Genomic DNA, 21,888 nt, shown 5'->3' on the forward strand with positions numbered 1-21,888 from the left:
ATGAGCTGGCTTGAGAAGATCCTTCCCAAGAGCAAGATCACTACACCGCGTCGTCACAACATTCCGGAAGGGGTGTGGACCAAGTGTACCGCTTGCGAACAGGTGCTCTACCGGGCAGAACTGGAGCGCAATCTCGAAGTGTGCCCCAAGTGTGATCATCATATGCGGATCAGCGCCCGCGCCCGCCTCGAGAGCTTCCTCGACGAGCAGGGCCGCACCGAGATCGGTGCCGAGCTGGAGCCGCAGGACATCTTGAAATTCAAGGATTCCAAGCGCTACAAGGATCGTTTGTCTGCCGCTCAGAAAGAGACGGGAGAAAAAGATGCGCTGGTGGTGATGAAGGGGACCCTCAAGGGGGTACCGGTCGTCGCCTGTTCATTCGAGTTCTCCTTCATCGGTGGCTCCATGTCCTCCGTGGTCGGTGCCCGCTTCGTGCGCGCCGTCGAGGAGAGCATCAAGGAAGGTCGCGGCCTGGTCTGCTTCTCCACCTCCGGTGGGGCGCGGATGCAGGAGGCGCTGTTCTCCCTGATGCAGATGGCCAAGACCAGTGCGGCGCTCGACAGGCTCACCAAGGCGGGTTTGCCCTTCATCTCCGTGCTGACCGACCCCACCATGGGGGGCGTCTCCGCCAGTCTGGCGATGCTGGGTGACATCAACGTGGGCGAGCCCAAGGCGCTGATCGGCTTCGCCGGTCCCCGCGTCATCGAGCAGACAGTGCGCGAGAAGCTGCCGGAAGGCTTCCAGCGCTCTGAGTTTCTGCTGGAGAAGGGCGCCATCGATCTCATCATCGACCGCCGCGAAATGCGCAACCGTCTGGCCGGCCTGCTGGCCAAACTGATGAACACTCAGGTCATCGAAGACTGAACATGAGTTCGCACATGCAACAATCTCAAAGCCGGTCGCTGGTCGACTGGCTTTCTTATTTGGAACAGATCCACCCGGTCAACATCGACATGGGTCTGGATCGGGTCGGCGCCGTTGCCCGGCGCATGGGTCTTACCCAGTTGCCGTTCAAGGTGATCACGGTGGCGGGCACCAACGGCAAGGGCTCCTCCTGCGCCATGGCCGCCAGCATACTGATGGCCGCAGGTTACAAGGTGGGGGTCTACTCTTCGCCGCACCTGCTGCGCTTTACCGAACGGGTGCGCATCGACGGGGCCGAGCTTTCTGACAACGAGCACTGCGCCGCCTTTGCCGAGGTGGAAGCGGCCCGCGGCGAGATAGCGCTGACCTTCTTCGAGTTCGCCACCCTGGCGGGCCTGTGGCTCTTCTGTCGCGCCGCCCCCGACGTGCTGCTGCTGGAAGTGGGGCTGGGCGGTCGGCTGGATGCCACCAATGTGGTGGAATCCGATGTGTCCATGATCACCTCTATTGCGCTGGATCACTGCGACTGGCTCGGCGATACCCGCGAAGCGGTAGCGGTGGAGAAGGCCGGGGTGTATCGGGCGGGCAAACCCGCCATCAGCGGGGAGCCCAATCCGCCGACCACCATCGCCAGCGAAGCGGCGCGCCTCGGCGCCTGCCTGCGCCAGGTCGGCCGCGACTTCCACGGCGATGAGCAGGATTCCGGCTGGGATTACCACGGCCTGAACCACTGGCTGGGGCTGCCCAAACCGGCCCTGCCGCTGATGAACGCGGTCACCGTGCTGGCGGCGCTGGAATCCCTCGGCTTGCCACTGCCTGAGTCTGCCATCCGTGACGGGCTGGCCAATGCCCGGCTGGCGGGGCGGATGCAGCAGTTGCAAAACGACCCCCTGGTTATCGTCGATGTGGCCCACAATCCCCATTCGGCGGCTTATCTGGCGAGCCAGCTGCGCCAGATCCCCTGCAAGGGCAAGCGCCGCGCCGTGGTCGGCATGCTCAAGGACAAGGACATGGCAGGGTCGCTGGCCGAACTCGACGGCCTCATCGACCAGTGGTTCCTGGCGAGCCTCACCGGCCCGCGCGCCGCCACTGCAGAGCAGCTTGCCGCTGCCCTCGGGGACGGACAGGGATCGGCGGCGACCTTTGACGGCGTGAGTGCGGCTTATGGTGCCGCCATGGCCGCATCGAGTCCTGATGATATGGTTATCGTCTTTGGTTCGTTTTACACTGTCGCCGATGTGCTGGCCGGGCAGCCGGCCTGATGAATCCGGCCATCATCGTTGTCCATAAAAAGCAGCAGGTTCTAAGCAACATGGGTGGAAATTAACTTGGCTTCGAAGTTTCAAAATAGATTGGTGGGGACCGTCATCCTGGTCGCCCTGGTTGTCATCTTTCTGCCGGATCTGATGGACGGCAACAAGCTGGAGCAGAAGGAGGAGGCGTTTGCCAAGATCCCGCTGCGCCCTGAGCTCGAGCCCGCCAAGCCCGCCTTGCAGGTCTCTGCCGCCAGTACCCTGCCGGCTGATCACCTGGCGAGCCAGCAGCAGGCCTCTGCCGCCACCCAATGGCAGGTGGAAGAGATCGGGGATACGGTGACTCTGGCTGCCAATCAGGCCTCTGCTGCCGCCCAGGCACAGCCAGCGACCCAGACTGCGGCCAAGCCTGAGCCCAAACCCGTGCCCAAGCCCAAGCCCGAGGTAGTGGCCAAGAAACCGGTGGAGCAACCCAAGCCCAAGCCGGTGCCGCCCAAGCCGGTCGAGGTGAAGAAGCCGGTGGAGAGCAAGCCGCAGGCGGGCCAGATCAAGTCTATGGACGATCTCATCGCGAGCAAGATGACGACCCAGGCGGTCACGCCGGCACCTGCGGCGGCAGCCCCGGCACAGGGCAGCTGGATCCTGCAGCTCGGCGCCTTCAAGAATGCTGACAGCGTCAATGCCCTGGTGGGCAAGCTGAGGGCGGCCGGCTACTCGGCCCAGACCTCGCCGAGAACGCCGGTGCAGGGGCAGATCAACCGGGTCTTTATCGGGCCGGATGTCTCCAAGGCCAAGCTGCAGGGCATGCAGAGCAGGATAAGCCAGATGACAGGGCTGAGCGGCTCCGTGGTGGCCTACAACCCCTGATGCAGGTTTGACGAACGCCGAACACAAAAATACCGCGCCTCGCGCGGTATTTTTTTGGCTCCCATTGATGGTCGCTCAGCGAGGCGCGGGGCAGCTCTTTAGATGCACTTCACCGGCTTGGGCAGGCCGGCGATCTTGGTGGCCTGCTTGGCGGGCCCCTCGGGGAACAGCTTGTAGAGGTAGCGGCTGTTGCCCTTCTCCGGGCCGTACTGTTTCTCCATCGCCTTGACCAGGGCGCGGATGGCGGGGGAGGTGTTGAACTCCAGATAGAAGGCCCGCACGAAGCGCACCACTTCCCAGTGCGGCTCCTCCAGCACTATGCCCTCCTGCTCGGCCAATACCAGCGCCAACCCCTCGCTCCACTCTTCGCTATGGCGCAGATAGCCTTTGGCATCGGTCTCGATGAGTTGGCCGTTGAAATGCAGCTGATGGTGTTCGGACGGGTGCTCGGACATGGAGGCTCCTCGGGCTGTCGGGATTGGGCGGGCATGGTAGCGCCTTGATCTTCGGCGAGCAACCGGCGCAGACGCGCCAGGGGGCATAATTCACCGGGCAGGGCCGTCGCCCCGCCCGGTGTGCGTTCTCTGGACTGGTGGCTTTCTTCGCCCGTCAGACGTTGCCTTGCCGGGTGAGCAGCTGGCCGTCGTTGGCCAGCATCAGCAACTCGTCCGCCAGTTGACTGATGAGGGTGAGCTGCTGCGTCAGCATCAGCTGCTCCTCGCTGCTGTCCGGGGTGATGGCCGGGCATGGTCCCTCGAGTCGGGCCGGTATCTCACCCGCCAGATGGCCGGCGGCCCGCTCCAGGGTATGGCTGATGTGGCGGCTGATGTCGTCAAGGCCCTCGATGGGCTCCAGCCTGTCCCGATGGGCCCCGAGCGCCGAGATGTAGGAGAGCAGGGCGTGGTTGCGCCAGGTGAGGGTGAAGCAGAGATCGAGGAAGCGGCGGCGCTTGCTCGGCTCCACCAGCATGCTCTGCCAGGCCATTGCCAGCTCGCTGTCGGCCAGGTGGGCACACTTGCGGGCCACCCGGTAGTCGAGGGACTCGTCGCGCTGGCGGTGCAGGCTGGTGAGTACCGCCGACAGATAGCGCGCGTTGGCCGAGAGGGAGTTGGCAATCAGGGTCGGCAGCCGCTTGTATTGCCAGTCCGGCCAGAGCCAGGCCACCAGGGCGTAGGAGAGCAGGCAGCCGAGCAGGGTATCGAGCAGGCGCGGCCCCAGGATGGCGAAGCCGATGCCGTCCAGCAGGTTGAACGCCATCAGCACGTAGAGGGTGATGAAGCAGACGGCGGCGCTGTAGTTGCTGCGCACCTGGGTGAAGAACAGGAAGGCGGCCAGCCCCATGATCCCCAGTTGCAGGTGCAGCTCGGGGAAGAGCCAGAGCACGGGCACGCCTATCAAGATGCCGGCGAAGGTGCCGAGCATCCGCTGCACCAGCCGGCGCCGGGTGGCACTGTAGCTCGGCTGGCAGACGAACAGCACCGTCAGCAGTATCCAGTAGCCCTTGTCCAGGTTGAAGGCCTGCAGTATGCCGTAACCCACCACCAGCCCCAGCGACAGTCGCAGGGCGTGGCGAAACACCATGGAGTTCGGGGTCAGGTGCTGCTTGAGCAGGGTCAGCAGCGGCAAGGAGGCTGGCCTTGCGAGCGGCGGCAGGCTGGCAGGAGGGGCAGCGGGGTTTTGCAGCTCCTCGGCGCTGGCCAGCAGCTCGTTGATGCTGGCCAGGTTGCGGCGCAGGAACTTCATCGGCGTCAGCAGTGTCTTGGGATAGTGCTGCTTGAGATGGGTGAACTCCAGCTGATCGCCGAGGGCCTCCAGCGTCCAGTGGATGCGCTTGTGATGGGCATAGGGCTTGTGCACCAGGATGGCGTAACCGAGTCGCTGGCACGCCTCCGAGAGCTGCAGGAACACCTCCTGGAAGCCGTCGAGGACGATGCCCTGCTTGAGCTCCGCTTCCAGCTTGCTGTAGGGGTAGTGGCTGGAGGTGGCCCGCTCCTGGATCTCCAGCGCCAGCAGGTAGAGCCGCAGCAGGCCGGCGAGCTCGGGCGCCGCCTGATGGCGGGTACTGAGACGGGCATTGAGCGCCGTCTTGGTCAGATTCAGGGCATTGACCAGGTTGATGTTGAGCTGGGCCAGGTTGTGGCGAATGGCCTGGGCGCCGTGCTCGTCAGCCGGGAAGAAGCGGGATTTTTCCAGCAGGTAGCGGCCGAGGGCGAAATAGCTCTGGGCGAGCTGCTCGTGCAGCGTCTTGTAGGGCAGCAGCCAGAGCCAGACCAGCGACACCAGGCCATACCAGAGGGCGCCCGCGCCGAGCGCCAGCGGCTGGTAGAAGAGATCCGGCGCCTTGGCGGCCCCCAGCATGGTGTAGATGGCGATGAGCAGGGAGCCGAAGCTGATGGTGGCGTAACGTTGCCCGAGCGCCCCCACCATCACGAAGAGGAAGGTGGATCCCGCGAGCCCAAGGGCAAACAGCCAGGGGGTGGGGAAGAGGTACTGCACGCACAGGGAGGCGAACAGGAAGCAGACCAGCGTCATGGCGAGGTTCTTGACCCGGCCCCAGAGGCTGTCGTCGGTCTCGGCGATGGCGCCCGCCACGACCCCGAGGGAGAGCAGCACGGTGAGCTGGATGTCGCCGGTGGCCAGGGCGAAGGCGAGCAGCCCCAGGATGGCCAGCAGCACCTTGAGGGCGAAGTAGATATGGCTGTCAGACAGCAGGCGGCGCAGCAGGCCCGCGAGATCAATGGGCATGGGGAACACTGTCCTTGTGTGCAGGGGCATCGGCAGCGTGAGCAATCAGTAAGCGGTGCCGCAGATCGGCAGAAACCATGGGCATGGGATAGATGCAACCCTTGAGCGAATCGAAAGCGAGAGAATAGCCGGTTGGCTACGAAAGAGCCCTGATCCAAATCAGGGCCGGGTTCTTCATACCGGTTTTGTACTGACGCCTTCACCCTAGCAGGGGAGGAGGACAATAAAAACCCCGCCGTAGCGGGGTTTTGTTCATCAGAAACAGCGCTTAGTTGCGGTTGCCGCCAAGCAGGCTCAGCAGACTCAGGAAGATGTTGTAGATGGAGACATACAGGGTCACGGTGGCGGAGATGTAGTTGGTCTCGCCGCCGCGCACTATCTGCTGGGTGGTCAGCAGGATGGCGCCGGAGGAGAACAGCATGAACATGGCGGACAGGGCCAGGCTCAGGGCGCTCATCTGCAGGAAGATGTTGGCGACCATGGCCACCAGCAGCACCCAGAAACCGACGAACAGCATGCCGCCGATGAAGGAGAGGTCACGCTTGGTGGTCAGGGCGTAGGCCGACAGACCGAAGAAGGTGAGCGCGGTGCCGCCAAGGGCCGTCATCACTATCTCGCCGCCGCCATTGTTCATGTACATGTTGATGATGGGGCCCAGGCTGTAGCCCATCAGGCCGGTCAGGGCGAAGGTGAACACCAGCCCCATGCCGTTGTCACGGTTCTTCTCGGTCAGGAACATCAGTCCGTAGACACCGATGAGGAAGATGGCCCAGTGCAGGGGCGGCATGTTCATGACGGTGGCGACCCCGGCAACCACGGCAGAGAAGCCAAGAGTGAGGGAGAGCAGCATATAGGTATTGCGCAGCACCTTGTTGGTGTCGCGCACGGCACCCTGGGTGCCAGTGTAGATAGAACGGGTATCCATCTTGATGTCCTCTTGATTTCCGGGGTGAGGCGGCAGATTCCGCTTCGTTAACGCATTGTATGCACTGAATGTGTGGATGACGAGCGCTGATTTCAAGCGCCCCCCAACTGTGTCGGCTCCTACTATTCCAGAGCAAAGATGTATTGCGCATGAACAAGGGGGCGAAGGTGCTCCGTCAGCCAGGCCTGGGCCCTGTGATTGTGCCGGTCCTTGCTGTGTCTGGAATCGTCACAGCGCCGCCCTGGATGGCTGTCGGCCCGGGGGGATGGCTGGCACACTGCCGGTGTCAGGGGCGCATGGGTGCAGGCGTGCCGATGCATGTAACAGATCATGACAGGGAGTGGCAGATGGTTGTCATATGGAAGAGAGTGGTGTTGTCAGGGGCGCTGTTGCTGGTGGGTCTGGTGTCGGGTTGCAGTGTCCTTGCCCCGACCCCCATCACCTATCTGAGTCAGGATCCTGCACCGGGCATCCTCCCTTATGGGAAGGTCGCCTATGTGGACGATGGCAAGTGCCCGGCTGGCCAGGTGAAGAGGTTGATCGGTGGCGATGCGAAGAAGAGTATCCCGCGCCGTGTGGAGTGCGTGGCGCGTCCGCAACCACAGGCGGATGAGTGGTGGAGCAGCCCCGTCAGCGGCCAGGGGGAGATCACTCCTTGAAGTGAACATCATCACAAAGAGGCCCAGGCAATCGCTTGGGCCTCTTTCATGCCGGTGGCGAAAGGGCTAGAAGGCATCCCCCGGCACCCGCACCCAGCCTTCCATCAGGATGCGGGCGGAGCGCGACATCACCGCCTTGGTGACCGTCCACTGTCCCTCTATCTGCCGCGCCTCAGCCCCCACCCGCAAGGTGCCGGAGGGATGGCCGAAGCGCACCGCCTCGCGCTCGCCGCCACCGGCCGCCAGGTTGACGAGGGTGCCGGGAATGGCCGCCGCGGCGCCGATGGCCACGGCGCAGGTGCCCATCATGGCGTGATGCAGCTTGCCCATGGAGAGCGCCCGCACCAGCAGATCGATCTCATCGTCCTTCACCTCCTTGCCGCTGGCGGTGCGGTAATCCTTCGCCGGCGCGACGAAGGCAATTTTCGGCGTGTGCTGGCGGGTCGCTGCCTCTTCTGCAGTCTTGATTAGCCCCATGCGCAGGGCCCCGGCGATGCGGATCTGCTCGAAGCGGGCCAGTGCCTCGGGGTCGCCGTTGATCTGCTCGCGTAGCTCAGTGCCTTCATAGCCAATATCTTCGGCGTTGACGAACACCGTCGGGATACCTGCGCTGATCAGGGTGGCTTTTAATGTGCCTATGCCCGGCACCTCCAGTTCATCGATCAGATTGCCGGTGGGGAAGAGGGCGCCGCCGTCCTCGCCATCCTCGGAGGGGTCAAGAAACTCCAGCACGATTTCGGCGGCGGGGAAGGTGACCCCGTCCAGCTCGAACGCGCCTGTCTCCTGAACCTGACGGTTCGTCACCGGCACATGGGCAACGATGGTCTTGCCAATGTTGGCCTGCCAGATCCGCACCACGCAGGTGCCGTTGTCGGGGATGCGGACCGGATCCACCAGCCCGGCGTGGATGGCGAAGGCGCCCGCGGCGGTGGAGAGGTTGCCGCAGTTGCCGCTCCAGTCCACGAACGCCTTGTCGATGGCTATCTGGCCGTATAAATAGTCCACGTCGTGATCCGGTTGGCTGCTCTTGGAGAGGATCACGCACTTGCTGGTGGAGGAGGTGGCGCCCCCCATGCCGTCCATGTGGGCCGAATAGGGGTCGGGGCTGCCGATCACCCGCAGGAAGAGCGCATCGCGGGCCGGGCCGGGCACCTGGCAGCGCTCGGGCAGATCAGATAAGCGGAAGAAGACGCCCTTGCTGGTGCCGCCGCGAATATAGGTGGCCGGGATTCTGACTTGAGGTGCGTGAGTCGAAGAGAGTGGGGCCATAGAAGTTGTCCTGATCGTGCTTGTTCGGGATAGAAGACGGCAGCCAGGGGGCTGCCGTCTTGACGTTAGGCCTGGCTTGCCGCCTGTTGCGCCGTCGACGCCAGGAAGTCCTGGGCGAAGCGTTGCAGCACACCGCCAGCCTCGTAGACCGAGACCTCCTCGGCGGTGTCGAGGCGGCAGGTCATGGGCACCTCGACCACCTCGCCGCTGCGACGGCGGACAACGAGGGTGAGATCGGCGCGAGGCTGGCGCTCCCCCACCACATCGTAGGTCTCGGTGCCGTCCAGCCCAAGAGTGAGGCGGCTGGTGCCCGGCTTGAACTCCAGCGGCAGCACCCCCATGCCGATGAGGTTGGTGCGATGAATGCGCTCGAAACCTTCCGCCGCGATGGCCTCCACCCCGGCCAGCCGCACCCCCTTGGCCGCCCAGTCACGGGACGAGCCCTGACCGTAGTCGGCGCCGGCGACGATGATCAACGGCTGCTTGCGCGCCATGTAGGTTTCGATGGCTTCCCACATCCGCATCACCCGGCCTTCCGGCTCGACCCGGGCGAGCGACCCCTTCTTCACCGCGCCGTTCACCACCGCCATCTCGTTGACCAGCTGGGGGTTGGCGAAGGTGGCGCGCTGGGCGGTCAGGTGATCGCCGCGGTGGGTGGCGTAGGAGTTGAAGTCTTCCTCCGGCAGGCCCATCTTCGCCAGGTACTCACCCGCCGCGCTGCTGCGCAGTATGGCATTGGAGGGGGAGAGGTGGTCTGTGGTGATGTTGTCCGGCAGCAGCGCCAGCGGCCGCATCCCCTTGAGGGTGCGCTCACCCGCCAAGGCACCCTCCCAATAGGGCGGGCGGCGGATATAGGTGCTTTGGGGGCGCCAGTCGTACAGGGGCGCCACCTTGGGGCCGTTCTCTTCCTCGAGGGTGAACATGGGAATGTAGACCTGACGGAACTGGGCCGGCTTCACCGAGGACTTGACCACGGCGTCGATCTCTTCGTCCGACGGCCAGATGTCTTTGAGGCGAACGTCCTTGCCGTCCACCACCCCGAGCACGTCCTTCTCGATGTCGAAGCGGATGGTGCCGGCGATGGCGTAGGCCACCACCAGCGGCGGGGAGGCGAGGAATGCCTGCTTGGCATAGGGGTGGATGCGGCCGTCGAAGTTGCGGTTGCCCGACAGCACGGCGGTGGCGTAAAGGTCGCGATCGATGATCTCCTGCTGGATGGCAGGATCCAAGGCGCCGGACATGCCGTTGCAGGTGGTGCAGGCGAAGGCCACCACGCCGAAGCCGAGTGCGGCAAGCTCGTCGTCCAGCCCCGCCTCTTTGAGGTAAAGCGCGATTGTCTTGGAGCCGGGGGCCAGGGAGGATTTGACCCAGGGCTTACGGGTGAGGCCGAGCCTGTTGGCGTTGCGCGCCAAGAGGCCTGCGGCAATCACGTTGCGCGGGTTGCTGGTGTTGGTGCAACTGGTGATGGCGGCGATGACGACGGCGCCATCCGGCAGCAGGCCGTCCGCCTCCTGGGCGCGGGCGCGGTCCAGATCCACCGCGATGCCGCGCGTGGCCAGCTCGGCCACCGGCAGGCGGCGATGGGGGTTGGAGGGGCCGGCCAGGGTACGTACCACGGTCGACAAGTCGAAGTGCAGCACGCGCTCGTACTGGGCATCCACCAGGGCATCGGCCCAGAGGCCGGCCTCCTTGGCGTAGGTCTCCACCAGCCTGACCTGCTCGTCATCACGACCGGTGAGTTTGAGGTAGTCGAGGGTCTGCTGGTCGATGAAGAACATGGCCGCGGTGGCGCCATATTCCGGCGCCATGTTGGAGATGGTGGCGCGATCGCCGAGGGTCAGGGCGGCGGCGCCCTCGCCACGGAACTCCAGGTAGGCGCCGACCACCTTCTGCTGGCGCAGGAATTCGGTGAGCGACAGCACCAGATCCGTGGCGGTGATGCCGGGTTGCGGCTTGCCGGTCAGCTCCACACCGACGATCTCCGGCAGCCGCATCCAGGAGGCGCGGCCCAGCATCACGTTCTCGGCCTCTAACCCACCGACCCCGACGGCTATGACGCCGAGGGCATCCACGTGGGGGGTGTGGCTGTCGGTGCCGACGCAGGTATCCGGATAGGCCAGGCCGCGATCGGCGTGGATGACAGGGGACATCTTCTCCAGGTTGATCTGGTGCATGATGCCGTTGCCTGGCGGGATCACCTCGATGTTCTTGAACGCCTGCTTGGTCCAGTTGATGAAGTGGAAGCGATCCTCGTTGCGGCGATCCTCGATGGCGCGGTTCTTCTCGAATGCCTGCGGGTCGAAGCCGCCGCACTCCACGGCGAGGGAATGGTCGACGATGAGCTGCACCGGCACCACGGGATTGACCTGGGCGGGATCCCCCCCCTGATCGGCGATGGCGTCACGCAGCCCGGCCAAGTCCACCAGGGCGGTCTGGCCCAGGATGTCGTGGCACACCACGCGCGCCGGGAACCAGGGGAAGTCGCGCTCGCGCTTGCCATGGACTATCTGGCCGAGGCACTCGCCGAGGATGGCCGGATCGCACCGACGCACCAGGTTCTCGGCATGGACGCGGGCGGTGTAGGAGAGCCTGTCCCAGGCGCCGGGGGTGATGGCGTTCACCGCCTCCCTGGCATCGAAGTAGTCAAGCACCGTGCCTGGCAGGGGCTTGCGGTATTGAGTGTTGATCATCACTTGCGCTCCTTGAGCGGCACGAACACCAGGTCTTCCGGGCCGACGTAGTTGGCGCTCGGGCGGATGATCTTGCCGTCGATGCGCTGCTCGATGACGTGAGCGGACCAGCCGGAGGTGCGGGCGATGACGAACAGCGGGGTGAACATGGCGGTGGGCACCCCCATCATGTGGTAGCTGACGGCGCTGAACCAGTCGAGGTTCGGGAACATCTTCTTGGCCTCCCACATGGTGGACTCCAGCCGCTCGGCGATGTCGAACATCTTGGTGTTGTGCTGCTCCAGGCTGAGCGCGCGGGCCACCTCCTTGATCACCTTGTTGCGGGGATCGGAGACGGTGTAGACCGGGTGGCCGAAACCGATGACCACCTCTTTCTTCTCGATGCGGGCACGGATGTCGGCCTCGGCCTCGTCCGGATTCTCGTAGCGTTTCTGGATCTCGAAGGCCACCTCGTTGGCGCCGCCGTGTTTGGGCCCGCGCAGGGCACCGATGGCGCCGGTGATGCAGGAGAACATGTCGGAGCCGGTGCCGGCGATGACGCGGCCGGTGAAGGTGGAGGCGTTGAACTCGTGCTCGGCATAGAGGATGAGGGAGGTGTGCATGGCGCGCACCCAGGAGTCACGGGGCTTTTCGCCGTGCAGCAGGTGCAGGAAGTGGCCGCCGATGGAGTCGTCGTCGGTCTCCACATGGATGCGCTTGCCGTTGTGGCTGAAGTGGTACCAGTAGAGCAGCACGGACCCCAGGCAGGCCATCAGCTTGTCGGCGATGTCCCGGGCACCCGGGTGGTTGTGATCGTCCTTCTCCGGCGAGAGGCAGCCCAGCACCGAGACGGCGGTGCGCATCACGTCCATGGGGTGGGCGGAGGGGGGCAGCTGCTCCAGGGCGGTCCTGACCCCGGTGGGCAGGCCGCGCAGAGCCTTGAGCTTGGCCTTGTAGGCGGCCAGCTCGGCCACATTGGGCAAATGGCCGTGCACCAGCAGGTGGGCGATCTCTTCAAATTCGCAGCTGGTGGCCACATCCAGGATGTCGTAGCCACGGTAGTGCAGGTCGTTGCCGGAGAGGCCCACGGTACACAGGGCGGTATTGCCGGCGGCGGTGCCGGAGAGGGCGACGGATTTCTTCGGCTTGAAGCCGGTGGTTTCGGGAATGGCGCTCATCACATGTTTCCTCATTCAGTCCGTTGAAGCGCCGGCCGCCAGCATGAGACGGCCGGTCGCCGTGTTATTCCTTGGTAGACAGGTCCTGGGTAAACAGCCTGTCCAGGGTCTGCTCGTAGTGGTGGTAGCCGAGGAAGTCGTAGAGGGACTCCCGGGTCTGCATGGTGTCGACCACGGCGCGCTGGTGGCCATCGCGGCGCAACTGCTGATAGACGTTGAGGGCGGCCTGGTTGGCGGCGCGGGTGGCGCTCAGGGGGTAGAGCACCATGTCGACGCCGTGGGCGGCGAGCGCTTCCTTGTCAAACAGCTCGGTCTTGCCGAACTCGGTCATGTTGGCGAGGATCGGCACCCCGGCTGCCTGCTTGAAGCGGTCGTACTGGCCCAGTTCGGTGACCGCCTCGGCGAAGATCATGTCGGCGCCTGCTTCCACATAGGCGGCGGCGCGCTCCAGCGCCGAGCCCAGCCCTTCCACCGCCAGGGCGTCGGTGCGGGCCATGATGACGAAGTGTTCATCTCGGCGGGCATCCACCGCCGCCTTGATCCTGTCCACCATCTCGGCGATGGAGACCACCGCCTTGTTCGGCCTGTGGCCACAGCGTTTCTGGGCCACCTGATCCTCCATGTGGACGGCGGCCACCCCACCGCGCTCGAAGGCGCGGACGGTACGGGCGATGTTGAAGGCGCCGCCCCAGCCGGTGTCGATGTCTACCAGCAGGGGGATCTCGGTGGCAGCGGTGATGCGCTCGGCATCGATGAGCACGTCGTTCATGGAGGTCATGCCCAGATCCGGCAGGCCATAAGAGGCGTTGGCCACCCCGGCGCCGGAGAGGTAGAGGGCCTTGAAGCCGCTGCGTTCGGCCATCAGCGCCATATAGGCGTTGATGGTGCCAACGATCTGCAGGGGTTTCTCATTGGCCAGCGCGGTGCGAAAACGCGCCCCGGCCGAGGGGGACAAGTTAGACATAGTGACTCCTTTCATGCTGCTCATGTTTCGCTGTGAATAGAACCATCTCACACTACGTTGACGTTAACGTCAATTATGCTTAGGTCCAAGGCCCGTCAATCTGCGGGTACAGGTGGCCCCTCTTTTGATAACTACTTGCCATTCAATTGGATAGCTCTTGATGCCCCAGGTGCGCCGGGTCAATGGCATGACGCTGCCATGGGGAGCAGGGCCGATTCTGTCGTCTTCCACGAGGGGGGGCAACGAATTCGAAGGGGGGTGTCATGAGATGAAAAGTGGCTGTCGCCCGATGCAAAGCGGACGTTTACGTAAACCCCTAGATTCACTCTGGACGATGTTTTCACCCATGAATGAATCTGGAGAACAGCCATGGCCAACGCCATTCGCTTTTATGAAACCGGGGGGCCCGAGGTCCTGCGTTATGAAGAGGTCAGTGTTGGCGAGCCCGGGCCGGGCCAGGTGCGCCTGCGCCACGCGGCGGTCGGTCTGAACTATGCCGACACCTATTTTCGCAACGGCACCTACCCCATCCCCATGCCAAACGGCCTCGGCGTCGAGGCGGCCGGTGTCGTGGAAGCGCTGGGCGAGGGGGTGACCAACGTCGCCGTCGGGGATCGCGTCACCTACACCGGCTTCATCAATACCCTTGGCGCCTATGCCACCCAGCGCCTGATCCCGGCCGCGCCGCTCATCCGCCTGCCAGACAGCATCTCCTGCGAGACCGCCGCCGCCATGACCATGCGCGGCCTCACCTCCGCCTACCTGATGCGCCGCATCCACGCCTTCAAGCCCGGTGACAGCATCTTGCTGCACGCCGCGGCGGGCGGGGTCGGCCTCATCGTCGCCCAGTGGGCCAAGCTGCTGGGGCTGACGGTGATCGGCACCGTCTCGAGCGACGCCAAGGCCGACGTGGCCCGGGCCCATGGCTGCGACTTCACCATCGACTACAGCCGGGAAGACGTGGCGACCCGGGTGCGTGCCCTGACCGGCGGCGCCGGAGTCGACGTGGTGTTTGACAGCGTCGGCAAGAGCACCTTCATCGGGTCGCTCGATTCCCTCAAGCGCCGTGGCCTCATGGTCTGCGTCGGCACCGCCTCCGGCCCCATCGAGGGTTTCAACCCCCAGTTGCTGGCCATGAAGGGATCCCTCTATCTGACCCGTCCGGCCCTGGCGGACTACATCGCCGACCCGGCCGAGAAGGAGGCGCTGGCCGGCGAGCTGTTCGATCACGTGGCCAGCGGCCGGATCAAGATCGAGGTCAACCAGAAGTACGAGCTGCAGGACGCGGCGCAGGCCCACCGGGATCTGGAGTCGCGCCAGACCACGGGCTCCTCCGTCTTCATCATCTAGGCCACGGATCTCAGGCCAGCCCGCACTCAAGGGCGGCGCCTGAGCGCACCGACTTGTCATTCAGGGAGAGAGACATGCGTGTAGAACAACTGACCTGCCATATCGGCGCCGAACTGAGCGGCGTGCGCCTGGCGGACGCCGTTCATGATGAAGGGCTGTTCGCCGAGCTCCACACCCTCCTGCTCAGGCACAGAGTGCTGTTTTTGCGTCAGCAGGAGATCAGCCGGGCCGATCACGTGGCCTTCGCCCGCCGCTTCGGCGAGCTGGAGGATCACCCGGTGGCGGGCAGCGATCCAGATCACCCCGGCCTGGTGCGTATCTACAAGTCGCCGGATGTGCCGAGTGATCGCTACGAGAACGCCTGGCACACCGATGCCACCTGGCGTGCCCAACCCCCCATGGGATGCGTGCTGCGCTGCGTGGAGTGCCCACCCGTGGGGGGCGACACCCTCTGGGCCAACATGGTGGTGGCCTACGAGCAGCTGCCTGACGAGATCAAGCAGAAGATCGCTGGTCTGCGTGCCCGTCACAGCATAGAGGCGAGCTTCGGGGCGGCCATGCCCCCCCCGAAGCGGCTCGCCTTGAAGGCGCAGTTTCCGGATGCGGAGCACCCCGTGGTGCGCACCCACCCGGAGACGGACGAGAAGATCCTGTTCGTCAACGCCTTCGCGACCCATTTCACCAACTACCACACGCCGGCCCACGTGCGGGTCGGCCAGGACTACAGCATGGGAGGCAGCGATCTGCTGCGTTACCTCATCAGTCAGGCCTATATCCCGGAATATCAGGTGCGCTGGCGCTGGCAGCCGGGCAGCGTGGCCATCTGGGACAACCGCAGCACCCAGCATTATGCCGCCATGGACTACCCCCCCAGCCATCGCAAGATGGAGCGGGCCGGGATCATGGGTGACACCCCCTTCTGATAGACAGGCTCTGATCAACGATGCCCGGGCGAGTGGATCGTCCGGGCACAGCTTCACCTCAAGGAGAGAAACAGATGCAATTTTTTGACGATTCCCTGCACCCGGAAAACATGGAGAAGGTGGTCATCACCGTGGCCCCCTATGGCCCTGAGTGGGCGCCGGGCGACTTCCCGGAAGACATCCCGGTGACCATGGAGGAGCAAGTCCAGAAGGCGGTGGAGTGCTACGAGGCCGGTGCCACCGTGCTGCACCTGCACGTGCGCGAGCTGGACGGCACCGGCTCCAAGCGCCTGTCCAAATTCAACGAGCTGATCGCTGGGGTACGCAAGGCGGTGCCGGACATGATCATCCAGGTCGGCGGCTCCATCTCCTTCGCCCCGGAAGGCGAGGGGGAGGCGGCCAAGTGGCTCTCCGATGACACCCGCCACATGCTGGCGGAGCTGACCCCGAAACCGGATCAGGTCACGGTGGCCATCAACACCACCCAGATGAACATTATGGAGCTGCTCTATCCGGAGTACCTGGCAGGCACGTCGCTGGCGAACCCGGCCTACCAGGCCGCCTACAGCGAGATGACGGTGCCGGCCGGCCCGGCCTGGGTGGCGGAGCACCTCAAGCGCCTGATGGCCAGCGGCATCCAGCCTCACTTCCAGCTGACCGGCATGCACGCCCTCGAGACCCTGGAGCGCCTGGTGCGCAAGGGGGTCTACATGGGCCCGCTGAACCTCACCTGGATCGGCATCGGCGGCGGCTTCGACGGCCCCAACCCGTTCAACTTCATGAACTTCGTCCATCGTGCGCCGGACGGTGCCTGCGTCACCGCCGAGTCTCTGCTGAAAAACGTGCTGCCGTTCAACATGATGGCCATGGCCATGGGGTTGCACCCCCGCTGCGGCATCGAGGACACCATCATAGGCCAGCACGGTCAGCGCATGAGCTCGGTGGAGCAGATCCGCCAGTGCGTGCGCGTCGCCCACGAGCTGGGGCGCGAGGTGGCCAATGGCAAGGAGGCCCGCGCCATCTACCGCATCGGCGTGCAGTACGACAGCATCGAGGAGACCCTGCTGGCCAATGGCATGGCGCCGAACCGCGTCCCTGGCCAGCTCGGTGTGCCGCAGCGCTGAGCCAGATGGGTCGCGGTATGAAAAACCCGCACCGCGACCCGTCAACTCTGTTTGCCAAAGGGCGGCAGCCCTTGCACTATGCAGCACCCAGCAAAACTGAGCGATGCATCAGTAGTGGGTGCCCGGTGGCTCCGGCCACCGGTGCCCTGACCGGGATCCTGCCCAACTTGAAGTAGCACGAGGGATTGTATGGCTACGTATCATATCGATGACGACCCCCAGGCCGGCAAGGTTGCCGTGCCCCGTCGTTATGCCTGGATAGTGTTTGCGCTGACCTTCGGTCTGCTCATCTCAGATTACATGTCGCGCCAGGTGCTCAACGCCGTCTTCCCCATGCTCAAGGGGGAGTGGGCGCTCTCCGACACCCAACTGGGGCTGCTCAGTGGCATAGTGGCGCTGATGGTCGGCCTCTTGACCTTTCCGCTCTCCCTGCTCGCCGACAGGTTCGGCCGGGTCAAGAGCCTGGCCATGATGGCCGCGCTCTGGAGCCTGGCGACCCTGGGCTGCGCCCTGGCTCAGGACTATGAGCAGATGTTCATCGCCCGCTTCCTGGTGGGGGTGGGGGAGGCCGCCTACGGCAGCGTCGGCATCGCCGTGGTGGTCTCGGTGTTCCCGCGGGAGATGCGGGCCACCCTCTCCGGCGCCTTCATCTCCGGCGGCATGTTCGGCTCCGTGCTCGGCATGGCCACCGGGGGCGTGCTGGCGCATTTCCTCGGCTGGCGCTGGGCCTTCGCCGGCATGGCGCTGTTCGGTCTGGTGCTGGCGGCCCTCTATCCCCTCATCGTCAAGGAGGCGCGGATCTCCCAGACCAGCCGGGCGGCACGGGGGAACACGGAGGCGGGTCGCAATCCCCTGCGCAGCCTCTACTCCAGCCGCTCGGTGATCTCGGCCTATGTGGGCAGTGGTCTGCAACTGTTCGTCGGTGGCACCGTCATCGTCTGGATGCCGAGCTATTTCAACCGTTACTACGGACTGGACACGGACAAGGCGGGGCTCATGGCCGCCATCATAGTGCTGTGCAGCGGGGCCGGCATGATCCTCTGCGGCATGCTGAGCGATCGGCTGTGCCGCAACCGGCCGGATCGCAAGATAAGCCTCGCCATCGCCTACTGCCTCGGCAGCTGTGCCCTGCTCTCCCTGGCGTTTGCCCTGCCGGCCGGGTTGCCCCAGCTGCTGCTGATCGGTCTGGGAATGTTCATCGCCACCGGCACCTCCGGCCCCGCCGGTGCCATGGTGGCGAACCTGACCCACGCCAGCATCCACGGCACCGCCTTCGCGACCCTGACGCTGGCCAACAACCTGCTTGGCCTCGCGCCCGGTCCCTTCATCACCGGCAAGGTGTCAGACCACATCGGTCTGGACAACGCCTTCCAGCTGGTGCCCCTCATCAGTGTCGCGGCGGCGGTGGTCTTCTTCTACGGCAAGCGCCACTACCACAAGGATGTGGCCAGGCTCGAAGGTGACGCCCGCCTGGTCACCACCGGCCCCCAGGGCAGCGAGGTGAGGGCATGACGCTCAGCATCGAGGTCTATTTCGATTTCATCTGTCCCTGGTGTCTCATCGGCAAGCGTCAGCTGGATCAGGCGCTGGCCCAGTTGCGGGTGGCGCAGCCCGAGGTGCAGGTTGCCGTGAGCTGGCGCGGGGTGCAGCTGCTGCCCGCGCTGCCGGTGCAGGGGGAGGCGTTTCACGATTTCTATCTGCGGCGCCTTGGCAGCGAGCAGGGGATGAGCCTGCGTCAGGCCCAGGTGCGACAGGCGGCGGCCAGCGTCGGCGTAGAGCTGGACTTTGGCAAGATCCCCCGCATGCCGAACACCGCCGATGCCCACCGCCTGTGGCAACGGGCCTGCCAGCTCGGCAGCCCGTCCCAGTGCGAGGCGTTGCTGGAGTCCCTGTTCGCCAGCCACTTCCTGCACGGTGGGGATCTGGGGGATGGCAGTACCCTGCTGGGGCTGGCCGAGGCGGCCGGTTTCTCGTCCGCCGAGCTGGTGAGCAGCCTGCAGGGGGATGGTACCCCCTTCCTTGGCACCGCCGAGGGGGCCGCCAGCCAGGGGGTTCCGAGCTTCGTGCTGGGAGGACGGGTCCTCTCCGGAGCCCAGCCGGTGGAGCGCCTGCTCGCCAGCCTGCGCCAGGCCGTCGCGGCGGCGGCCCGGACGTCGGCGACACGGATTGCGGTGCCTGCCGAACGGGTGCCTGCGCCGGGCAAGCGGATCCTCATCGAGGCTGAGGGCAAGAGCCTGGTGCTGTTCAACGTCGATGGCCGTTTCCACGCCATCGATGACGGCTGTCCCCATCAGGGGGCGTCCCTGTGCGGCGGCCGGCTGGAGGGGGAGGTGATCCAGTGCTGTGCCCACGGCCTGCGCTTCAACCTGAACACCGGCTATCTGCTGGGCTCCACCCAGCTCAGAGTCAACTGTTACCCGGTCGAGCGGGCGGGTGACCAGCTCCATATCGTCATTCCACAAGAGGACGCCGCTTCATGCACGCGTTGAACCCCACCGCCACTGCCCGTTTCTCGCGGGTACGCGAGCTGGCCCCCGGCATGGCGGTCAGCATCACGGTGGCGGCCGCCGCCACCTTCCTGTCCGAACACTACGGGGCTCCCGTGCTGCTGTTCGCCCTGCTGCTCGGCATGGGGTTGAACTTCCTCAGCGCCGAGGGGACCTGCAAGGCCGGCATCGAATTCACCGCGCGCAGCGTGCTACGCATCGGGGTCGCCCTGCTCGGCATGCGCATCACCCTGGGCCAGATCGCCGAGCTGGGCTGGATGCCGGTGTTGCTGGTGGTCACCCTGGTGGTGGTCACCATAGGCCTGTCGGTGGTCGCCGCCAAGGCGATGGGCTTCCAGCGCCTGTTTGGCATGCTGACCGGCGGGGCTACCGCCATCTGTGGCGCCTCCGCCGCCCTGGCCCTGGCCGCCTCCCTGCCGAGCCATCCCCAGAAGGAGCGAGCCACCCTGTTCACCGTGATCGGGGTCTCGGTGCTCTCGACCCTGGCGATGATCCTCTACCCCATGATCGCCCGCTATTTCGAGCTGACACCGGTGGAGGCCGGGGTCTTCCTCGGCGCCACCATCCACGACGTTGCCCAGGTGGTGGGAGCCGGCTACAGCATGTCCACCGAGACCGGGGATGTGGCCACCGTGGTCAAGCTGATGCGGGTCGCCATGCTGCTGCCGGTGATCGTCGTCGCCGCCATGATCACCCGCAGGCAGGGGGCGGATCCTGCCTCCGGCAAGCGTCCGCCCCTGCTGCCGCTGTTCGCCGTCGGCTTCCTGGTGCTGGCCTGCATCAACAGCACAGGCCTGGTGCCCGCCATGGTTCAGGGAGGGGTCAACGAGCTGTCGCGCTGGTGCCTGGTGATCGCCATCGCCGCCATCGGCATGAAAACCCAGCTGAAAGAGCTGGCGGCCGTCGGCATCAAGCCCATCCTGCTGATGGTGGGGGAGACCGCCTTCCTGGTCGCCCTGGTGCTGACCCTGATGCATTGGGGCATCAAGCCATAACGTACGGAGAAACCCCGACCCTGGTCCTCCTCTCACAGGGGGCTGGGAGGGGCGGGGAGACAGGTCCAATCAAGACGCCCCGTCATTGAAGAAGAGCAAACGCCCCCGTGGCCAACGGACTAGCCAGAGAGCAGAGAGGTATTTATGAACAAGGTTTATCCCAGCGCCCAGGCCGCCCTTGGCGATCTGGTGCAGGACGATATCACCATCGCCTCGGGGGGCTTCGGCCTGTGCGGCATTCCCGAACAGCTTATCGAGGCGCTGCGCCAGAGCGGCAAGCGCGGCTTCACCATCATCAGCAACAATTGCGGGGTGGATGAGTTCGGCCTCGGGCCGCTGCTCCATAGCCGCCAGATCAGGAAGATGATCTCCTCCTACGTGGGGGGCAACAAGGAGTTCGAGCGCCAGTACCTCGCGGGGGAGCTTGAGCTGGAGTTCACCCCCCAGGGGACGCTGGCGGAGAAGCTGCGGGCCGGCGGCGCCGGCATCCCCGCCTTCTTCACCCGCACCGGTTACGGCACCCTGATTGCGGAAGGCAAGGAGACCCGCCAGTTCGACGGCGAGTGGTATGTGATGGAGCACGCCCTGACGGCGGACCTGGCCCTCATCAAGGGGGCCAGAGCGGATCGGGCGGGCAACCTGATGTTCAACAAGACCGCGCGTAACTTCAACCCGCTCTGCGCCAAGGCGGGACGGATCTGCGTGGCCGAGGTGGAGGAGATAGTCGAGGTCGGCGAGCTGGGCCCCGACGAGATCCACCTGCCCGGCATCTATGTGCAGCGGCTGGTGCTGAACCCCCATCCCGAGAAACGCATCGAAGTGCGGACAGTGAGGAGCTGACGATGGCCTGGACCCGTGAAGAGATGGCGCAGCGCGCCGCAAAGGAGCTGCAGGACGGCTTCTACGTCAACCTGGGGATCGGCCTGCCGACCCTGGTGGCCAACTACATCCCGGACGGCATGGAGGTGTGGCTGCAGAGCGAGAACGGCCTGCTCGGCATCGGCCCCTTCCCCGGCGAAGAGGAGCTCGATCCCGATCTCATCAACGCCGGCAAGCAGACCATCACCACATTGCCCGGCAGCAGCTTCTTCGACAGCGCCGAGAGTTTTGCCATGATCCGCGGCGGCCACATCAACCTGGCCCTGCTCGGGGCCATGCAGGTCTCAGAGCGCGGCGATCTCGCGAACTGGATGATCCCGGGCAAGATGGTCAAGGGCATGGGGGGCGCCATGGATCTGGTGGCCGGCGTCAAGCGGGTGGTGGTGCTGATGGAGCACTGCGCCAAGAACGGAGAGCACAAGATACTGGAGTGGTGCTCCCTGCCGCTGACCGGGGTCGGCGTGGTGGATCGCATCATCAGCGATCTCGCCGTGCTGGACGTGACCCCCACCGGCCTTCGCCTGGTGGAGCTGGCCCCCGGCATCGAGTTCGAGGCGCTGCAGGCCGCCACCGGCTGCGCCATCGCGCGCTGATCGTCGGACTGTCGGTGGGGAGGGGGCCTGGCCTTTCCCCGCCGTTTTTATGTCTGACACCCGTCTCCCCTTCGTCCTGACTCTTCCCCACGCATCCTGCCCATCCCGCCAGACAGGCAAACAG

Annotated in this window: 19 protein-coding genes; 12 read left to right on the plus strand and 7 right to left on the minus strand. The window is 65.1% G+C overall.

Going from position 1 to position 21,888, the window contains the following annotated elements:
• The 3 genes from accD to dedD all read left to right on the plus strand — a co-directional run bounded on the left by accD (position 1) and on the right by dedD (position 2,984).
• Entirely contained in the window at positions 1–864 is an 864-nt protein-coding gene (accD, locus tag ACB039_RS07105; RefSeq protein ID WP_005329453.1) for an acetyl-CoA carboxylase, carboxyltransferase subunit beta, read from the plus strand.
• Positions 865–866: 2 nt separating this feature from the next.
• Positions 867–2,126: a bifunctional tetrahydrofolate synthase/dihydrofolate synthase gene (folC, locus tag ACB039_RS07110; protein ID WP_371165384.1), complete on the plus strand. Its 1,260-nt coding sequence runs from the start codon at positions 867–869 to the stop codon at positions 2,124–2,126.
• 66 nt (positions 2,127–2,192) lie between these two features.
• Positions 2,193–2,984 (plus strand): cell division protein DedD, encoded by a 792-nt coding sequence (gene dedD, locus ACB039_RS07115; protein WP_371165385.1) that lies wholly within the window; start codon positions 2,193–2,195, stop codon positions 2,982–2,984.
• Between the two features lie 98 nt (positions 2,985–3,082).
• Here dedD and ACB039_RS07120 read toward each other — a convergent pair whose 3' ends face one another.
• From ACB039_RS07120 to ACB039_RS07130, 3 genes are all read right to left on the minus strand, one after another.
• A complete protein-coding gene (locus ACB039_RS07120) occupies positions 3,083–3,439 on the minus strand; it encodes a TusE/DsrC/DsvC family sulfur relay protein (protein ID WP_139751578.1) in 357 nt (118 codons plus the stop codon).
• Positions 3,440–3,593: 154 nt separating this feature from the next.
• On the minus strand, positions 3,594–5,729 hold the full coding sequence (gene yccS / locus ACB039_RS07125; protein ID WP_041205973.1) for a YccS family putative transporter: 2,136 nt from the start codon (positions 5,727–5,729) through the stop codon (positions 3,594–3,596).
• Positions 5,730–5,997: 268 nt separating this feature from the next.
• Positions 5,998–6,654 carry a Bax inhibitor-1/YccA family protein gene (locus ACB039_RS07130; RefSeq protein ID WP_005329464.1) on the minus strand — a complete coding sequence of 219 codons (657 nt, stop codon included), beginning with the start codon at positions 6,652–6,654 and terminating at the stop codon, positions 5,998–6,000.
• Between the two features lie 347 nt (positions 6,655–7,001).
• Here ACB039_RS07130 and ACB039_RS07135 point away from each other — a divergent pair, with 347 nt between their 5' ends.
• Complete coding sequence (locus ACB039_RS07135; protein WP_139751579.1) at positions 7,002–7,313, plus strand: DUF6719 family protein; 312 nt, start codon at positions 7,002–7,004, stop codon at positions 7,311–7,313.
• A 66-nt stretch (positions 7,314–7,379) separates the two neighbouring features.
• Here ACB039_RS07135 and prpF read toward each other — a convergent pair whose 3' ends face one another.
• From prpF to prpB, 4 genes are all read right to left on the minus strand, one after another.
• Positions 7,380–8,582, minus strand: a complete 1,203-nt coding sequence (gene prpF / locus ACB039_RS07140) for a 2-methylaconitate cis-trans isomerase PrpF (RefSeq protein WP_005329468.1) — start codon at positions 8,580–8,582, stop codon at positions 7,380–7,382.
• A 65-nt stretch (positions 8,583–8,647) separates the two neighbouring features.
• Positions 8,648–11,272, minus strand: coding sequence for a Fe/S-dependent 2-methylisocitrate dehydratase AcnD (gene acnD / locus ACB039_RS07145; RefSeq protein WP_371165386.1), 2,625 nt, complete (start codon positions 11,270–11,272; stop codon positions 8,648–8,650).
• Positions 11,272–12,429: a 2-methylcitrate synthase gene (prpC, locus tag ACB039_RS07150; RefSeq protein WP_042648406.1), complete on the minus strand. Its 1,158-nt coding sequence runs from the start codon at positions 12,427–12,429 to the stop codon at positions 11,272–11,274. Before prpC ends, acnD begins: the two co-directional genes overlap by 1 nt.
• A 64-nt stretch (positions 12,430–12,493) precedes the next feature.
• A complete protein-coding gene (gene prpB, locus ACB039_RS07155; protein WP_042648405.1) occupies positions 12,494–13,393 on the minus strand; it encodes a methylisocitrate lyase in 900 nt (299 codons plus the stop codon).
• Between the two features lie 369 nt (positions 13,394–13,762).
• On the opposite strand from prpB, the gene ACB039_RS07160 reads away from it, so the two are divergent.
• The 8 genes from ACB039_RS07160 (at position 13,763) to ACB039_RS07195 (ending at position 21,764) form a co-directional block, all read left to right on the plus strand.
• Positions 13,763–14,743, plus strand: coding sequence for a quinone oxidoreductase (locus ACB039_RS07160; RefSeq protein WP_182788548.1), 981 nt, complete (start codon positions 13,763–13,765; stop codon positions 14,741–14,743).
• Between the two features lie 74 nt (positions 14,744–14,817).
• Positions 14,818–15,666, plus strand: a complete 849-nt coding sequence (locus ACB039_RS07165; RefSeq protein WP_371165387.1) for a TauD/TfdA dioxygenase family protein — start codon at positions 14,818–14,820, stop codon at positions 15,664–15,666.
• 74 nt (positions 15,667–15,740) lie between these two features.
• Positions 15,741–16,790 carry a 3-keto-5-aminohexanoate cleavage protein gene (locus tag ACB039_RS07170; RefSeq protein WP_042648403.1) on the plus strand — a complete coding sequence of 350 codons (1,050 nt, stop codon included), beginning with the start codon at positions 15,741–15,743 and terminating at the stop codon, positions 16,788–16,790.
• A 189-nt stretch (positions 16,791–16,979) separates the two neighbouring features.
• Positions 16,980–18,302, plus strand: a complete 1,323-nt coding sequence (locus ACB039_RS07175) for an MFS transporter (RefSeq protein WP_371165388.1) — start codon at positions 16,980–16,982, stop codon at positions 18,300–18,302.
• Positions 18,299–19,279: a DsbA family protein gene (locus ACB039_RS07180; RefSeq protein WP_371165389.1), complete on the plus strand. Its 981-nt coding sequence runs from the start codon at positions 18,299–18,301 to the stop codon at positions 19,277–19,279. The genes ACB039_RS07175 and ACB039_RS07180 overlap by 4 nt, the downstream gene beginning before the upstream one ends.
• Positions 19,267–20,292: a YeiH family protein gene (locus tag ACB039_RS07185; RefSeq protein WP_171268889.1), complete on the plus strand. Its 1,026-nt coding sequence runs from the start codon at positions 19,267–19,269 to the stop codon at positions 20,290–20,292. The genes ACB039_RS07180 and ACB039_RS07185 overlap by 13 nt, the downstream gene beginning before the upstream one ends.
• A gap of 144 nt (positions 20,293–20,436) precedes the next feature.
• Positions 20,437–21,132 carry a CoA transferase subunit A gene (locus ACB039_RS07190; protein ID WP_005329499.1) on the plus strand — a complete coding sequence of 232 codons (696 nt, stop codon included), beginning with the start codon at positions 20,437–20,439 and terminating at the stop codon, positions 21,130–21,132.
• Between the two features lie 2 nt (positions 21,133–21,134).
• Positions 21,135–21,764: a CoA transferase subunit B gene (locus ACB039_RS07195; RefSeq protein WP_182788552.1), complete on the plus strand. Its 630-nt coding sequence runs from the start codon at positions 21,135–21,137 to the stop codon at positions 21,762–21,764.
• The last annotated feature ends 124 nt before the right edge of the window (positions 21,765–21,888 follow it).

This window comes from Aeromonas sp. S2(2024) (genome assembly GCF_041402505.1).
Classification (GTDB): domain Bacteria; phylum Pseudomonadota; class Gammaproteobacteria; order Enterobacterales; family Aeromonadaceae; genus Aeromonas; species Aeromonas media.

Bases quoted from the DNA above. Each gene is read 5' to 3' on its own strand.
- ACB039_RS07120 (WP_139751578.1), bottom strand. From the start codon at position 3,439: ATGTCCGAGCACCCGTCCGAACACCATCAGCTGCATTTCAACGGCCAA.
- yccS (WP_041205973.1), bottom strand. From the start codon at position 5,729: ATGCCCATTGATCTCGCGGGCCTGCTGCGCCGCCTGCTGTCTGACAGC.
- ACB039_RS07195 (WP_182788552.1), top strand. From the start codon at position 21,135: ATGGCCTGGACCCGTGAAGAGATGGCGCAGCGCGCCGCAAAGGAGCTG.
- ACB039_RS07190 (WP_005329499.1), top strand. From the start codon at position 20,437: ATGAACAAGGTTTATCCCAGCGCCCAGGCCGCCCTTGGCGATCTGGTG.
- ACB039_RS07180 (WP_371165389.1), top strand. From the start codon at position 18,299: ATGACGCTCAGCATCGAGGTCTATTTCGATTTCATCTGTCCCTGGTGT.
- ACB039_RS07165 (WP_371165387.1), top strand. From the start codon at position 14,818: ATGCGTGTAGAACAACTGACCTGCCATATCGGCGCCGAACTGAGCGGC.
- ACB039_RS07170 (WP_042648403.1), top strand. From the start codon at position 15,741: ATGCAATTTTTTGACGATTCCCTGCACCCGGAAAACATGGAGAAGGTG.
- ACB039_RS07175 (WP_371165388.1), top strand. From the start codon at position 16,980: ATGGCTACGTATCATATCGATGACGACCCCCAGGCCGGCAAGGTTGCC.
- prpC (WP_042648406.1), bottom strand. From the start codon at position 12,429: ATGAGCGCCATTCCCGAAACCACCGGCTTCAAGCCGAAGAAATCCGTC.
- ACB039_RS07160 (WP_182788548.1), top strand. From the start codon at position 13,763: ATGGCCAACGCCATTCGCTTTTATGAAACCGGGGGGCCCGAGGTCCTG.
- folC (WP_371165384.1), top strand. From the start codon at position 867: ATGAGTTCGCACATGCAACAATCTCAAAGCCGGTCGCTGGTCGACTGG.
- acnD (WP_371165386.1), bottom strand. From the start codon at position 11,272: ATGATCAACACTCAATACCGCAAGCCCCTGCCAGGCACGGTGCTTGAC.
- accD (WP_005329453.1), top strand. From the start codon at position 1: ATGAGCTGGCTTGAGAAGATCCTTCCCAAGAGCAAGATCACTACACCG.
- prpF (WP_005329468.1), bottom strand. From the start codon at position 8,582: ATGGCCCCACTCTCTTCGACTCACGCACCTCAAGTCAGAATCCCGGCC.
- ACB039_RS07135 (WP_139751579.1), top strand. From the start codon at position 7,002: ATGGTTGTCATATGGAAGAGAGTGGTGTTGTCAGGGGCGCTGTTGCTG.
- prpB (WP_042648405.1), bottom strand. From the start codon at position 13,393: ATGTCTAACTTGTCCCCCTCGGCCGGGGCGCGTTTTCGCACCGCGCTG.
- ACB039_RS07130 (WP_005329464.1), bottom strand. From the start codon at position 6,654: ATGGATACCCGTTCTATCTACACTGGCACCCAGGGTGCCGTGCGCGAC.
- ACB039_RS07185 (WP_171268889.1), top strand. From the start codon at position 19,267: ATGCACGCGTTGAACCCCACCGCCACTGCCCGTTTCTCGCGGGTACGC.